The sequence below is a fragment of the Gordonia sp. UBA7860 genome (genome assembly GCF_002500165.1).
GTDB classification, from domain to species: domain Bacteria; phylum Actinomycetota; class Actinomycetes; order Mycobacteriales; family Mycobacteriaceae; genus Gordonia; species Gordonia sputi.
Genome location: NZ_DLSO01000012.1, coordinates 23,655 through 37,731, shown reverse-complemented (window position 1 = coordinate 37,731; position 14,077 = coordinate 23,655). Strand labels below are relative to the sequence as shown.

Annotated in this window: 12 protein-coding genes and 1 riboswitch; of the genes, 7 read left to right on the top strand and 5 right to left on the bottom strand. The window is 66.9% G+C overall.

The window, feature by feature from the left end:
* On the top strand, positions 1 to 565 hold a 565-nt coding region (locus B3T59_RS01775; protein WP_287001351.1), incomplete at its 5' end, for a DUF4333 domain-containing protein.
* Here the strand turns inward: B3T59_RS01775 and B3T59_RS01770 are convergent.
* Entirely contained in the window at positions 566 to 1,531 is a 966-nt protein-coding gene (locus B3T59_RS01770; protein WP_251723580.1) for a 5'-3' exonuclease, read from the bottom strand. It abuts the gene before it with no gap.
* Between the two features lie 13 nt (positions 1,532 to 1,544).
* On the opposite strand from B3T59_RS01770, the gene B3T59_RS01765 reads away from it, so the two are divergent.
* Positions 1,545 to 2,705 (top strand): M24 family metallopeptidase, encoded by a 1,161-nt coding sequence (locus tag B3T59_RS01765; protein ID WP_287001350.1) that lies wholly within the window; start codon positions 1,545 to 1,547, stop codon positions 2,703 to 2,705.
* Positions 2,706 to 2,732: 27 nt separating this feature from the next.
* Here B3T59_RS01765 and B3T59_RS01760 read toward each other — a convergent pair whose 3' ends face one another.
* Complete coding sequence (locus B3T59_RS01760) at positions 2,733 to 3,134, bottom strand: pyridoxamine 5'-phosphate oxidase family protein (protein WP_251723547.1); 402 nt, start codon at positions 3,132 to 3,134, stop codon at positions 2,733 to 2,735.
* Between the two features lie 69 nt (positions 3,135 to 3,203).
* Here B3T59_RS01760 and B3T59_RS01755 point away from each other — a divergent pair, with 69 nt between their 5' ends.
* Genes B3T59_RS01755 through B3T59_RS01740 form a run of 4 tightly spaced genes read left to right on the top strand, consistent with a single transcriptional unit; the run spans position 3,204 to position 6,770 of the window.
* On the top strand, positions 3,204 to 3,980 hold the full coding sequence (locus tag B3T59_RS01755) for an SDR family NAD(P)-dependent oxidoreductase (RefSeq protein WP_156529435.1): 777 nt from the start codon (positions 3,204 to 3,206) through the stop codon (positions 3,978 to 3,980).
* Entirely contained in the window at positions 3,980 to 5,233 is a 1,254-nt protein-coding gene (locus B3T59_RS01750; RefSeq protein WP_064863972.1) for a bifunctional cobalt-precorrin-7 (C(5))-methyltransferase/cobalt-precorrin-6B (C(15))-methyltransferase, read from the top strand. Before B3T59_RS01755 ends, B3T59_RS01750 begins: the two co-directional genes overlap by 1 nt.
* Complete coding sequence (locus B3T59_RS01745) at positions 5,230 to 6,018, top strand: cobalt-precorrin-4/precorrin-4 C(11)-methyltransferase (RefSeq protein ID WP_064863973.1); 789 nt, start codon at positions 5,230 to 5,232, stop codon at positions 6,016 to 6,018. The genes B3T59_RS01750 and B3T59_RS01745 overlap by 4 nt, the downstream gene beginning before the upstream one ends.
* Positions 6,015 to 6,770, top strand: coding sequence for a cobalt-precorrin-6A reductase (locus tag B3T59_RS01740; RefSeq protein WP_064863974.1), 756 nt, complete (start codon positions 6,015 to 6,017; stop codon positions 6,768 to 6,770). The genes B3T59_RS01745 and B3T59_RS01740 overlap by 4 nt, the downstream gene beginning before the upstream one ends.
* Before the next feature lie 21 nt (positions 6,771 to 6,791).
* On the opposite strand, the gene B3T59_RS01735 is transcribed toward B3T59_RS01740, so the two are convergent.
* From B3T59_RS01735 to cobG, 3 genes are read right to left on the bottom strand one after another with little or no spacing between them, the layout of a single operon-like run.
* Positions 6,792 to 8,324 carry a precorrin-2 C(20)-methyltransferase gene (locus B3T59_RS01735; RefSeq protein ID WP_064863975.1) on the bottom strand — a complete coding sequence of 511 codons (1,533 nt, stop codon included), beginning with the start codon at positions 8,322 to 8,324 and terminating at the stop codon, positions 6,792 to 6,794.
* 4 nt (positions 8,325 to 8,328) lie between these two features.
* Positions 8,329 to 8,952, bottom strand: coding sequence for a precorrin-8X methylmutase (locus B3T59_RS01730; RefSeq protein ID WP_287001349.1), 624 nt, complete (start codon positions 8,950 to 8,952; stop codon positions 8,329 to 8,331).
* A gap of 41 nt (positions 8,953 to 8,993) precedes the next feature.
* Positions 8,994 to 10,205 (bottom strand): precorrin-3B synthase, encoded by a 1,212-nt coding sequence (gene cobG / locus B3T59_RS01725; protein ID WP_231895126.1) that lies wholly within the window; start codon positions 10,203 to 10,205, stop codon positions 8,994 to 8,996.
* A gap of 100 nt (positions 10,206 to 10,305) precedes the next feature.
* Positions 10,306 to 10,424, top strand: a riboswitch (cobalamin riboswitch).
* A gap of 12 nt (positions 10,425 to 10,436) precedes the next feature.
* Here cobG and cobN point away from each other — a divergent pair.
* Positions 10,437 to 14,066 carry a cobaltochelatase subunit CobN gene (gene cobN / locus B3T59_RS01720; RefSeq protein ID WP_287001348.1) on the top strand — a complete coding sequence of 1,210 codons (3,630 nt, stop codon included), beginning with the start codon at positions 10,437 to 10,439 and terminating at the stop codon, positions 14,064 to 14,066.
* Positions 14,067 to 14,077: the final 11 nt, after the last annotated feature.

Below are 14,077 nucleotides of genomic sequence, written 5' to 3'. Positions count from 1 at the left end.
CCCGCAGCAGGGCCAGTACGGGCAACCTCCCCAGTACGGCCAACCGCCGCTGCCGGGCCAGTACGGACAGGCACCCCAGTACGGACAGCCCGGTCAGACCAGTCAGCCCGGTCAGTACGGCCAGCCGGGACAGTATGGGCAGGCAGGCGCCGCGGGTGAGGCGGCAACCCAGCCCGGTCAGTTCGGTCAGCCCGGCCAGCAGGGTGACCAGTTCTCGGCGATGTCGGTCGCGTCCGGGTCGTCGAACAACAAGCGCATGGCCCTCATCGGCGGTATCGGAGCCGCGGTCGTCATTGCCGCGATCCTGCTCATCACCGCGTTCGCCTGGCCGGGGTGGGCACCGAAGTCGCTCGACCAGAATGCGGTTCAGGACGGCGTGAAGCAGGTGCTGACCAAGGACTACCAGGCGACCGATGTCTCGAACGTCTCGTGCCCGTCGGGTCAGAGCGTGAAGAAGGGCAGCTCGTTCAGCTGCTCGGTCACCGTTGGAGGCCAGAAACAGCAGGTCAAGGTCACGATCCTCGACGATGACGGCAAGTACGAGGTCTCGCGTCCCACGAGCTGATCAGCGCGAGACCAACTCCCAGCCGAGCGCATCGGCGAGCCTTCCCACCGACGTACCGATTCGCAGTTCGTCGATCAGGTCGGCGAGTCGCTCGGGATCGGCGGGCGCCGACGGCAGGTGATCATCGTCGATGCTCTCCACCGTCGGTGCGTCGGTGCGGACAGTGACCACGGTGCGCGCGGCACGAAGGTAGTCCGTGGAGTCACGCAGAGCTGAACGCACGCGCGGAGTGAGCGTCGACGAGGGGTCGTCGGCGGCAGCCTCGAGTGCGTCGAGGTCGCCGTAGGTGGTGATCAGTTTCGCGGCGGTCTTGTCGCCGATCCCCGCGACGCCGGGCAAGCCATCCGACGGGTCGCCGCGCAGCATCGACATCTCCGCGTAGGCGGTGCCCGCGCGCTCGACGGGCACCCCGTATCGGTCGGAAACCTCTGCAGGTCCCATCAGCTCGGCTTTCGCCAGCCCGCGTCCGACGTAGAGCACGCGTACCGGCACCGGGTCGTCGGCCACGACCTGCAGCAGATCGCGGTCGCCGCTGACGACGATCACGTCGTCGTCAGCCTCGGTCGCTGCAAGTGTTCCGATGACGTCGTCGGCTTCGCACCCAACCGCTCCCGATGTCGTGAGTCCCGCCGCGGCCAACACGTCGAGGATCATGTCGACCTGCGGCGTGAGGGTGTCGGGAACCTCTTCGATGTCGGGTCCTTCTCGACCTGCATCCCCAGAATGAGGCGCCTCTTGCGCCACCCGGTGGGCCTTGTACGACGGCAACAAATCCGTGCGGAACGCGGGCCGCCAATCGAGGTCGAGGCAGACGACGAGACGCGTCGGATGGTGTTGGGACACCAGAGAGGCGATCGTGTCGACGAATCCACGGACCGCGTTCACGGGCCGTCCGTCGGCGGCGGTGAGCTTCTCGGGCAGTGCGTGAAACGAGCGGAACCACAGGCTTGCGCCGTCGAGCAACATCACGGATCCTGGCATGTCTCAACTCTGCCATCCGCGTAGGCTTCCACTCGTGACCGCCACTGCAGAAGAGCGTTTCGACGCCGAGGTGTACCGCCGTCGCCTTGCACGGGCCGCTGTGCTGACCGGCAAAGCCGGACTCGACGCCCTCATCGTTTCTCCCGGCCCCGACCTGCGCTATCTCACCGGTTCGCGGGCCGACACCTTCGAGCGTCTGACGGCCTTGGTGATCCCCGCGGCCGGCACCCCTCGGCTGGTGATTGCTCGACTCGAGCTCGCCTCCGTGCGCGACTCCGCGGTCAGCGAACTCGACATCGACGTCGTCGACTGGGTCGACGGCGATGACGCACATGCGCTGGCGGTCGCCGGATTGCCTGCTCCCGCTGCGGTTGCGGTCTCCGAGTCGATGCCCGCGCTGCATCTGGTGCCGATCGCAGATCGTCTGGGAGCCGCCCCCGTCCTCGCGACGCCGGTACTTCGCCAGATGCGAATGATCAAGGACGACAACGAGGTCGAAGCCCTTCGACGCGCAGGCGCCGCGATCGACCGGGTACACGCACGCATGGGTGAGTGGCTGCGTCCCGGACGCACGGAAGCCGACGTCGCCGCCGATATCGGCGAGGCGATCGTGGCCGAGGGGCACACTGCGCCGGAATTCATCATCGTCGGGTCGGGACCGAACGGCGCCGACCCGCACCATGAGCAGTCAGAGCGAGTGATTCAAGCCGACGACATCGTCGTGATCGACATCGGGGGACCTGTCGAACCGGGCTACAACTCCGATTCCACGAGGACATACTGCTTCGCCCAGCCAAACGACGACAGGGCACGTGCGTATGCCGCGCTCGAGCTCGCTCAGCGGACAGCGGTTGCCGCCGTGCGTCCGGGAGTGACCGCGGAAAAGGTCGACGCCGCCGCGCGCGAGGTACTCGTCAACGCAGGATTCGGCGAGAACTTCATCCACCGAACCGGCCACGGCATCGGTCTGTCCGTTCACGAGGAGCCCTACATCGTCAGTGGCAACGATCTCGTCCTCGAGGCCGGGATGGCGTTCTCGATCGAACCGGGCGTGTACTTCCCGGGGCAGTGGGGCGCGCGGATCGAAGACATCGTCATCGTGACCGACGACGGATGCGAACCGGTGAATGTGCGCCCGCACGAGTTGGTGGTGTTGTAGACCCACGCCCGACGGGAGGGGTGACGATCAATCGAGCAGCGAGTGCGAACCGAGCACACGCTGCACGTCGATCTCGATGACGACGCGCTCGGGATTCGGTTTCGGCTCGCGATATCGCTGGGCGTAGCGCCGTTCGGCTTCGGCAACGCGGTCGCGGTCGCGGTGAACGGTCGCGCGGCCCTCCAGCGTCAGCCACCGCGGACCGTCGACGTTCGTCACCGCGGCATAGCCGCCGCGCTCGGCGTTGCGCACCTTCTGGCTGCCCTCACGAGTGATCACCCGAGCCAATCCGCTGTCGGGGTCGTACGTGAATCCGACGGCAACGACGTGTGGCGTGCCGTCGGGTCGGAGCGTCGCGAGTGACGCAAGGTGTCGCTCGCCCAAGAAGTCGAGCGCAGCGGAACCGAGGTTTTCCGGAGTACGCGGCATGGCGCCAACGATAGCCACCGCGGTGGCGCCGCTGTCGGCTACCTGTCCGCCGGTGGAATACTGCCTGTCATGGCGCGTAGCAACTCACACGACGACCAGGGAACGGTTGTCCTCTTCGGCGGACGCAGCGAGATCGGGATCGCCCTCGCGAAGAGGCTCGTCGCAGGCCGGAGCGTCGTCCTTGCCGCGCGCCGGTCCGACGACCTCGACGACGAAATCGCCGCAATGCGCGCGGCGGGCGCCGACAACGTCATCACCGTTGAGTTCGACGCCGATGCAACGCAGACGCACTCGTCGCTCATCGAGACGATCACAGTCGATCACGGACCGATCGGCGCGGCGATCATCGCGTTCGGCATTCTCGGCGATCAGCACCGCGCCGAAACCGACGTCGCGCACGCGTTGCAGATCGCGCAGACCGACTACGTCGGCCAGATCAGTGTGCTGACGCCGCTGGCCAACGCACTGCGGCGGCAGGGGTCGGGCACCATGATCGTCTTCTCGTCGATCGCCGGTGTGCGGGTACGTCGTGGCAACTACGTGTACGGGTCGGCGAAAGCCGGACTCGACGGTTTCGCCAGTGGGTTGTCGGACGCACTCCACGGATCGGGCGTCCGGTTGCTGCTCGCCCGACCGGGTTTCGTGGTCGGCAACATGACAGCAGACCTCATGGCCTCCGGGACCAAGCCCGCGCCCATGTCGGTCGACGCCGAGCAGGTGGCCGACGCGGTGGCACGGGCGTACCACCGCGGTCGTTGGGAGGTGTGGATTCCCGGACCTCTGCGCTTCGTCGGATTCGCGATGCAGTTCGTACCGCGCGCGATCTGGCGCAGGTTGCCCCGATGATGACGGCCGCGGCGACGGGCACATCGGTGTTCGTCGTCGTCGGGATCGGCGCTGACGGGTGGGCAGGACTGACCGACCGTGCACGAGACGAACTACGCAGCGCCACAGTCGTATACGGGTCGACACGACAACTCGAACTCCTTCCCGACCTCGACGCGACGACGGTGGCATGGCATTCGCCGATGTCCGAACACCTACAGCAGGTGCTGTCCGCCGCTTCTGACGCCGCCACTTCTGACTCCCCGGGTCCTGGCTCCCTGGTGCACGTACTGGCCAGCGGCGATCCGATGTTCCACGGTGTCGGCTCCACGATCGTCAATGCCGTGGGGCGCAACCGGGTTCGAGTGCTCCCCACCGTGTCGTCGGCGAGTCTCGCCTGCGCCGAACTCGGGTGGGACCTGTCCCGCACACAGGTGATCAGCACGCTGCGCGACGACGCCGACGTCGTGGTACCCGCGTTGACCGACGGCCGTCGGATCCTCGTGCTCAGCAGGGGACCTCAGACACCCGCCGCAATCGCCGAGGTGCTGGTGCGCAACGGGTTCGGCTGGTCGACGATGACGGTTCTCGAACAACTCGGTGGTCCACGACAACGAATCGTCGAGACTGTTGCGCGCTCGTATCGACCTCAACCCCACGATGCGCTCAACATCGTCGCCATCGACTGCGTCGGGCCCAGGACGACGCGACTACCAGGGCTACCCGACGACGCCTACGAACACGATGGCCAACTCACCAAGTCGGCGGTACGAGCGCTGACCGTCGCGGCCCTCGCTCCAGGCGGGCGAGCGCTCCTGTGGGACATCGGATCCGGGTCGGGGAGCGTAGCGATCGAGTGGTTGCGCGCAGACTCCGACGGGACCGCCATCGCATTCGAACGCGACCACGTTCGTGCCGCGCGACTCGGACGCAACGCCGCCCGCCACGGTGTGGCGGGGTCGCTGACCGTGCTGGGCGCCGCGCCCGAATCACTTCGCGGCGCACCGGATCCGGACGCGATCTTCATCGGGGGAGGGCTCGACGACGAGGTTCTGACCGCCTCGTGGCACGCGCTGCTCCCAGGTGGGCGCCTCGTCGCGAACGCTGTCACGGTCGAAACCCAGTCGCTGCTCGTCGACTGGCACCGCCGCCTCGGTGGAACTGTTCGACGATTCTCCATCGAAACCGTCGAACCGCTCGGCACCATGACCACATGGCGCCCCGCCCTCCCGATCGTGCAGTGGGTGGTCACACGAACGGACGATGAGTCGTGACCGTCTATTTCATCGGTGCGGGACCGGGCGCATCCGACCTCATCACCCTGCGTGGCGCCCGCATCCTGGGTGAATGCACCACCTGCCTCTATGCCGGATCGATTGTCCCGCAAGAACTTCTCGACCTGTGTCCGGCCGACGCCACCCTGATCGACACGGCTCGGATGCCACTCGACGAGATCACCGGACACATCGTCGAGGCACACGCGTCCGGCGGCGACGTCGCACGCCTGCATTCCGGCGACATCTCGCTGTACTCGGCGTTCACCGAGCAACATCGTGAACTCAGGCGGCTGGGTATCGATACCGAGATCGTTCCGGGCGTACCGGCCTTCGCCGCAGCAGCGGCGGCCCTCGATACCGAACTCACCGTGCCCGGTGTCGGCCAGAGCCTTCTCATCACCCGCGTGTCGACGCTGTCGACAGACATGCCGCCAGGTGAAGAACTCGCGCGCCTGGCGCAGTCGGGGGTCACTCTCGCATTGCACCTCGCGGCGCACCGCGCGCCGCAGATCGTCGACGCGCTCGCCGAACACTACGGGCCGCAATGCCCAACGGCTACAGTCGCATTCGCGTCCCGCAGCGATGAGGTGGTGATCAGGTGCCCGCTGTCGGATCTGCCGCAGCAGCTCGACGACCACGGGATCCGCCGCACCGCGGTCATCTTCGTGGGCAAGGTGCTCGACCCGGGAACCTCGACCCCCACGGACAGTTATCTCTACTCGCAGGCACGGATGACAAAACTCCGCAGCGGCGCCCATGACGACAGTTCATCGACGACATGACCGATACACCGGTTGTGCTTGTGCTCGGGGGCACCGGCGAAGCGCGCGCGCTGGCCGCCGGACTCATCGCCGAGAACATTGCCGTGATCAGTTCACTTGCCGGCCGGGTTGCCGAGCCGCGACTGCCCGTCGGCGCCGTACGCATCGGAGGTTTCGGGGGAGTGGCCGGTCTACGGACATGGCTGCGCGACAACGCCATTCGCGTCGTCGTGGATGCGACACACCCCTTCGCGAGTGGCATCAGCGCCAACGCCGCTGCTGCAACCCACGACCTCGCACTGCCTCTCGTCCGGCTGTGCCGCGCACCGTGGTCGCCGGGTGACGTAGATACCTGGATTCGGGTACCGGACATACGCAGCGCCGCAAGCTATCTCGACGATCGACAAGCCCGCGTATTCCTGACCACAGGAAGGCAGGACGTCGACGCCTTCGCCGAGAACACGTCCGCGTGGTTTCTCATCCGGGTCGTTGACCCACCGCAGACCGCTATGCCGATGCACCACACAGTAATCCGGTCGCGTGGCCCGTATCGTCTATCCGACGAAATGGCGCTGATGCGTGAGCACGGCATCGACGTGCTCGTCACGAAGAACAGTGGCGGCGACATGACTCGCGCAAAGCTCGACGCCGCAAGGACTCTCGGCATCGAGGTCGTGATGGTCGACCGTCCGAGCAAGCCCACGACGCGCGCCGTCGAGGACGTAGAAGCCGCCGTCGGGCTCGTCCGAGATCTGCTTGCCGGTCAGCCCTGAGTCAATGAGACGCTGAGATGGTCAGACGCTGTGATGACGCGGTGTGAAAACCAGACGACCGCCGCTGCGCTCGGCAATCGTCGTCGCCGACGATCCGATGATGAGCATCGTGCGCATGTCGACGATCGACGGATCGAACGCGCCGACAGTAGTCACCGACAGAGCCTGTTCCGGTCCGCCGACATCGCGCCCGACGATGATCACACGGTTGTCGGGAACCATCTCGCGCAGCAGATCATGCAGGCGCGGCACCTGCCACGTCCTGCTCTGTGAGCCGGGGTTGTAGACGGCGATCACCAGATCGGCCTGAACCGCATGCCGAATCCTCGCCTCGATCAGCTCCCACGGCTTGAGCCTGTCCGACAGTGAGATGACGGCGAAGTCGTGCCCCAACGGGGCACCGGCAACCGCGGCGACCGCGGTTGCTGCTGTCACCCCCGGTACCACGCGGACGGGCACGTCCGCCCAGCGCGATTGCGCCGCGACCTCGGCGACGGCCGCCGCCATCGCGAACACACCCGGGTCACCGGAGGACACGACGGCCACGCGGGCACCCCGGGAGGCGAGGTCGAGCGCGAATTCTGCGCGCTCTGCCTCTACACGGTTGTCGCTGGCATGCACCCGCTGCCCCGGCCGAGGCGTGACGCGCGCGAGATAGGTTCGATAGCCGACAAGGTCAGTTGCGGAGGACAATTCGGCGCGCACCTGCGGCGTTGTCTGCGACGCGGCCCCCGGCCCGAGGCCGACCACCACGACTTCGCCGGTCCCGAGCTCCGTCGGATCGAAACGCGGATTGTTGCGCCGGCCCGGCACGACGACCATCGAGAAGTACGGGACGTCCGTCGGATCGACCTCGCTCACGGGTAGGACACGTTGTGCCGCGGTTGATGCCCGTTCCACGTACCACGCCTCGTCGAGCCGTCCGACGCGTTCGAGGGCTGTGCGCACCGTCGAGAAGGTCCGACCCAGCTTGAGCACCGCGAAGGCGTCGGCGCCGGCGAACTCCGCAGTCAACTCGTCGACCGGGAGTGTTCCCGGCACAACGGTCAGCGTCTCCTCACCTTCGACGAGTGGGATGCCCAGCGCCGCGGAGGCCCCGCTCACCGACGTCACGCCGGGCACGATTTCGGCGTCGAAGTCGTCGGCGAGGCGCTTGTGCATGTGCATGTACGAACTGAAGAAGAGCGGATCGCCCTCGGCCAGCAGACAGACATCCCGTCCTGCCCGCAGATGCGCCGCGAGAATTTCGGCACTGTCGGTGTAGAAGTCGTTCAAGGCGCCACGGTAGCCGCCCGGATGATCGGTGGTCTCGACCGTGATCGGATACATCAGCCGCTCTTCGATCTGATCGCCACGCAGATATGGCTCGGCGACGCCCCGGGCGATGCTGTTTCCGTGGCGCGCACTGTGATACGCGATGACATCAGCCTCAGCGATGACACGTGCGGCCTTGACCGTGACCAACTCGCTGTCACCGGGACCGAGTCCGACGCCCCAGAGTTTTCCGGAGCCCGCCTTGCGCGATGTGTTCCCCGTCTCGGGTGATGTGCTCATGACATCATTCCTGTGCGCTCGCCAGTGCGTTGATCGCCGCGGCGACGATGGCCGATCCACCCCGACGTCCGGTGACGGTGATGAACTCGAGATCGTCGCGGTTCGCCAGTGCCGCACAGGATTCCGCGGCCCCGATGAATCCGACGGGCGCACCGACTATCGCTGCCGGACGTGGTGCGCCGGCATCGATGATGTCGAGGAGCGCGAACAACGCGGTCGGTGCGTTGCCGATCGCGACGACCGCGCCGTCGAGCCGGTCACGCCAATACTCGACGGCCGCGGCGGTCCGTGTGGTCGACAACTGCTCGGCGAGCGCAGGCAAGCCGGGTTCCGCGAGGTAGCACAGCACCTCGTTGTCGGCGGGCAAGCGCTTACGTGTCACCCCGCTGGCGACCATCGTCGAGTCGCACAGGATCGGCGCACCCGCCTCGAGAGCCGACCGTGCCGCGGATACGACGTCGCCTGTCGCGACGACGTTCGTCGTCAGATCCGTTTCGCCGCACGCATGAATCATGCGTACGACGACCCCGGAGACATCCGGTGCGAATCCGGACAGATCGGCTTCGGCTCGGATTGTGGCAAAAGACTGCCGGTAGATCTCGGCGGCGTCGCGTAGGTATTCGGGCATAGTTGTTCAACCCTATCGGGGTGGTCGAGCGGACCTGATCCTCACTCGTGTGTGCGTCGGTATCCGGCGCCGGTTGCCTCGACCCGCAGGTGCGGTTCGCGTGGCGACCCACATCCACGGTCGCAGCCCACCCAGTGTTCACGCTCGGTGACCGGCAGCCCAGATTCGACTCGTTCACTCACGTCGGCGCGTACCTCGGCGAGCCCGCGCGAGCAGCCGGGTGCGCCGGCGCAGCTGCTGATCTGTGCCCACGGTGACGCGGCATCGAAGATGAGTCCCATTGGGGCGAGTACACGCACCACGGTCTCGGCAACCCCCTCGCCGAGATCGCAGACGAGGATCTCACGGTCTGGCGTGAACACCACCGGCGCTTCGACGGCTGCGATGAATTCGGCGAGACGCGCGGGCAGACGACCGAGTTCGACGACTGCGCCGAGCAGCACGCGGCCGTCGTCCTGGTCGAACCACCCCACTCGGGGATCGCCGCCCGTCGTTGTGAGAGCTCCTGGCTCGAGTGGCGGGTCGAGTCGGCCCCGGGTCACCCTCATCAAGTCGCGACGCGCGGACGGCGGCAGATCCGCGATCCGCCACGCACCGTCTGCCAACTCGAGGAAGTCATGCGCGACACCCAGCAACGCCTGTGTGACGGCAGAGTCGTCGGCGGCCGAGCCTGCGATCTCGCCGTCGACGACGATGTCGAAACCGGGCGATCCATCGGTGCCGCTGCGCGCGACGGCGCACATGTCGGTGCCGCCAACCGCGATGTCGGTGTGTCCGTCATCGAGGCCGAAGAGGAACCGGCCGGATAGCCCCGCGAGGCTGTGATCGGAGCGGAGTGCGTCGTCGAGTTCGCGCGCCAGGGGACGCAGATCAGCAAGGCCGCCGACGCGTCCGGTGAAGGGACTGACCTCGATGTTGCGTACCTTCTCGTGCGTGGTGCTCGGCACCAGTCCGGCGTCGACGAGCGCATCGGCGACAGCGTCGACATCGGTGATGCCGCGTATCTGCACATTCGCGCGCCCCGTCAGATCGACGAAACCGTCGCCGTACTGTGCGGCCACATGCGCGAGCACCGCGAGTTGCTCGGGCGTGATCGATCCACCGAGCAGGCGAACACGCGCCAGTGCGCCGTCGGCGGCCGGGTGCGGGGTGAAGACTCCGGGGCATCGGTCAGACACTGTTCGCCCCGACGACGACTCACCGGTGAGCTCACGGGACTGGCCGTGTGACGAAGGGGAGGCGGGGTCACGCACGGTATCCAGCGTAGGCGTCGGCAGACGGGTGCGAAGCTGCGCGGGACGTGTGCGACCGTCGCGGAACGCTCTCCACTAGGCTGAGCCGCACGAGGTGCGCGGAAGCCGGTGCGATTCCGGCGCGGTCGCGCCACTGTGACGCGAGAGCAGCGGGCTCCTGCGAAGCCAGACCTGCGACCTCGGACCTGTGTTCCACATGTCTCCGCGCGAGTCGGAGTCCGAGGAGTTGCGATGATCCTGCTGCTGTCCACATCGGACACCGATCTCATCACCGCTGACGCCAGCGACGCGGAGTATCGCGTCGCGAACCCGTCACGAATCCTGCTCGACGACGTTCCGGGCATGGTCGCCGACGCCGACCTGACCGTCGTTCGCATCCTCGGTGGCCGCCGCGCCTGGGAGGAGGGGCTCGACGCCGTCCTCGCCGTCGGGAAGCCGGTGGTCGTCCTCTCCGGCGAGCAGCAACCCGATCCCGACCTGATGGCCCTGTCGACGGTGCCCGCCGGTGTGGCCGCGGACGCCCACAACTACCTCGCCTTCGGCGGGGTGCCCAACATCACCAACCTGCACAACTTCCTGTCCGACACGGTGCTGCTGTCCGGGTACGGGTTCGAACCCCCCGAACAGACTCCTGGCTGGGGAGTTCTCGAGCGGCAGCCGACCAGAGCTGTTCCCGACACCGCGCCGGTGATCGGTGTCCTCTATTACCGAGCACAGCACCTCGCAGGGAACACGCGGTACATCGAAGCACTCTGCGCGGCGATCGAGCAGCAGGGCGCGCGGCCGATCCCGATCTTCTGCGCCTCGCTGCGCACCGCACCAGACGACCTCATCGAGTTACTCGCCACCGCGGACGCACTCGTGGTCACCGTCCTCGCCGCCGGTGGTGCGACACCCGCCACGGCGTCGGCCGGAGGAGACGACGAGGCGTGGAACATCGAGCGCCTCGCCGCGCTCGACATCCCCATCCTGCAGGGACTGTGTCTCACCGGGCCACGAGCCGACTGGGAGGCCAACGACGACGGTCTCTCGCCGCTCGACGTCGCGACTCAGGTGGCTGTTCCGGAATTCGACGGCCGCATCATCACCGTGCCGTTCTCCTTCAAGGAGTTCGACGAGAACGGGCTGCCCTGGTATCAACCCGACACCGAGCGATGCGCCCGGGTTGCGGGAATCGCGGTGTCGCACGCCCGGTTACGGCATATCGCACCCGCGGATCGTCGGATTGCACTGATGTTGTCGGCGTATCCCACCAAGCACGCACGCATCGGTAACGCTGTCGGCCTCGACACACCCCGCAGCCTCCTACGTCTGCTGGATGCGTTGCGCGCGGCAGGCTACGACATCGGTCCGGAATCGGGCCCGGACGCGATTCCCGGTCTGGCTGAGGATGATTCGGACGCACTGATCCACGCGGTCATCGACCGTGGCGGCCAGGACTCCGACTGGCTGACCGAGGAGACCTTGGCTGCCAACCCGATTCGCGTCAGCGCCACCGACTACGAGAGGTGGTTCGCGACGCTGCCGGAGGAACTGCGGCACGGCGTCGAACAGCACTGGGGGCCTGCGCCGGGCGATCTCTTTGTCGATCGATCGCAGAGCTCCGACGGCGAGATCGTCGTCGCAGCACTGACATTCGGCAATGTGGCGATCATGGTGCAGCCGCCGCGCGGGTTCGGTGAGAATCCTGTCGCGATCTATCACGACCCCGACCTTCCGCCCTCGCATCACTACCTCGCCTCCTATCGCTGGCTCGCCGGTAGAGCCGGTTCCGCACATGACATCCCGGGCTTCGGCGCCGATGCGATCGTGCACATCGGCAAACACGGCAACCTCGAGTGGCTGCCGGGCAAGACACTGGGAATGTCGGCGCACTGCGGCACCGATGCCGCGCTCGGCGACGTCCCGCTCATCTATCCGTTCCTGGTCAACGATCCGGGCGAGGGCACCCAGGCCAAGCGTCGAGCGCACGCGGTACTCGTCGACCACCTGATCCCCCCGATGGCGCGGGCCGAGTCCTACGGTGACATCGCACGACTCGAACAACTCCTCGACGAGCACGCGAACATCTCGACTCTCGATCCCGCGAAGCTCCCCGCGATCCGCCAGCAGATCTGGACGCTGCTGACGGCCGCGAAGATGGACCACGACCTCGGCCTCACCGAGCGGCCCGACGAAGAGGTCTTCGACGACATGCTGTTGCACGTCGACGGCTGGTTGTGCGAGATCAAGGATGTGCAGATCCGCGACGGCCTGCATGTTCTCGGCGAACCCCCGGTCGATGACGCCGAAGTCGATCTCGTGCTCGCGATGCTGCGCGCCCGCCAATTGTGGGGCGGCACAGAGGCGTTGCCCGGCCTACGTGAAGCGCTTGGACTCGACGAAGGCGCAGACTCCGTGCGTAACGACGTCGACACCGTCGAAGCCACCGCACGCGACCTTGTGGCAGCGTGCGCGAAAGGGGAGTGGTCGGCGTCGGCCGTCGAGGATGCGGCGTCCGGCCATCCCGCGGCTGTCGGCGACGTATTGCGTTTCGCGGCAACAGAAGTGGTTCCGCGACTGCGGCAGACCGCCGGAGAGATCCCGCGCATTCTGCACGCACTCGACGGCGGCTTCATTCCCGCAGGCCCGAGCGGTTCGCCGCTGCGCGGACTGATCAACGTGTTGCCGACGGGCCGCAACTTCTACTCCGTCGACCCCAAGGCGGTCCCGTCTCGGCTCGCATGGGAAACGGGACGAGCGATGGCCGACAGCCTGCTGGAGCGATACCTCACCGACCACGGTGAATACCCTGCCTCCGTGGGGCTTTCGGCGTGGGGCACCAGCGCAATGCGTACCTCGGGCGACGACGTCGCCGAGATCCTCGCGCTCCTCGGCGTCATGCCGATCTGGGACGAGGCGTCACGGCGGGTCCGCGATCTCGAACTGATCGAGCTCGACGAGCTCGGTCGTCCGCGCATCGACGTCACCGTCAGGATCTCCGGCTTCTTCCGTGACGCGTTCCCGCACGTCGTGACCATGCTCGACGACGCCGTCGCACTCGCGGCGTCGGCCGACGAACCCGATGACCAGAACTTCGTCGCGGCGCACGCCCGCGCGGCACTCGCCGAGCACGGCGACCAACGGCGGGCGACGACCAGGATCTTCGGCTCCAAACCCGGAACCTACGGAGCGGGTCTGTTGCAACTCATCGATTCTCGTGACTGGCGCAGCGACGAGGACCTCGCACGCTTCTACACCGAGTGGGGCGGCTATGCGTACGGCCGCGAACTCGACGGCGTCGCGGCAGTCGACGACATGCGCTCGGCCTATCGCAGGATCAAGGTGGCCGCGAAGAACACCGACACCCGCGAGCACGACATCGCCGACTCCGACGACTACTTCCAGTACCACGGCGGGATGGTGGCAACGGTCCGGGCACTGACCGGCACATCCCCGGAGGCATACATCGGCGACTCGACGCGGCCCGACTCCGTCCGAACACGCACGCTGTCGGAGGAGACAAGTCGCGTGTTCCGTGCACGGGTCGTCAATCCCCGGTGGATCTCCGCGATGCAGCGCCACGGATACAAGGGTGCCTTCGAGATGGCGGCCACCGTCGACTATCTGTTCGGGTACGACGCCACGACCGGCGTCGTCGCCGACTGGATGTACGAGAAGCTCACCGAGTCCTACGTGCTCGACGAGCGCAATCAGGAGTTCATGAATCAGTCGAATCCGTGGGCATTGCACGGCATCGCTGAGCGCCTTCTCGAGGCCGTCGACCGCGACATGTGGGAGGCGCCGCCCGCCGCAATGCTCGATCAGTTGCGGGCGGTGTACCTGCAAGCCGAGGGCGAGATCGAGGGCCGGTCGGAATAGCTGGTGGCCAT

Bases quoted from the DNA above. Each gene is read 5' to 3' on its own strand.
- B3T59_RS01755 (WP_156529435.1), top strand. From the start codon at position 3,204: ATGGCGCGTAGCAACTCACACGACGACCAGGGAACGGTTGTCCTCTTC.
- B3T59_RS01760 (WP_251723547.1), bottom strand. From the start codon at position 3,134: ATGCCGCGTACTCCGGAAAACCTCGGTTCCGCTGCGCTCGACTTCTTG.
- B3T59_RS01750 (WP_064863972.1), top strand. From the start codon at position 3,980: ATGACGGCCGCGGCGACGGGCACATCGGTGTTCGTCGTCGTCGGGATC.
- B3T59_RS01740 (WP_064863974.1), top strand. From the start codon at position 6,015: ATGACCGATACACCGGTTGTGCTTGTGCTCGGGGGCACCGGCGAAGCG.
- B3T59_RS01770 (WP_251723580.1), bottom strand. From the start codon at position 1,531: ATGTTGCTCGACGGCGCAAGCCTGTGGTTCCGCTCGTTTCACGCACTG.
- B3T59_RS01765 (WP_287001350.1), top strand. From the start codon at position 1,545: ATGTCTCAACTCTGCCATCCGCGTAGGCTTCCACTCGTGACCGCCACT.
- cobN (WP_287001348.1), top strand. From the start codon at position 10,437: ATGATCCTGCTGCTGTCCACATCGGACACCGATCTCATCACCGCTGAC.
- B3T59_RS01735 (WP_064863975.1), bottom strand. From the start codon at position 8,324: ATGAGCACATCACCCGAGACGGGGAACACATCGCGCAAGGCGGGCTCC.
- B3T59_RS01730 (WP_287001349.1), bottom strand. From the start codon at position 8,952: ATGCCCGAATACCTACGCGACGCCGCCGAGATCTACCGGCAGTCTTTT.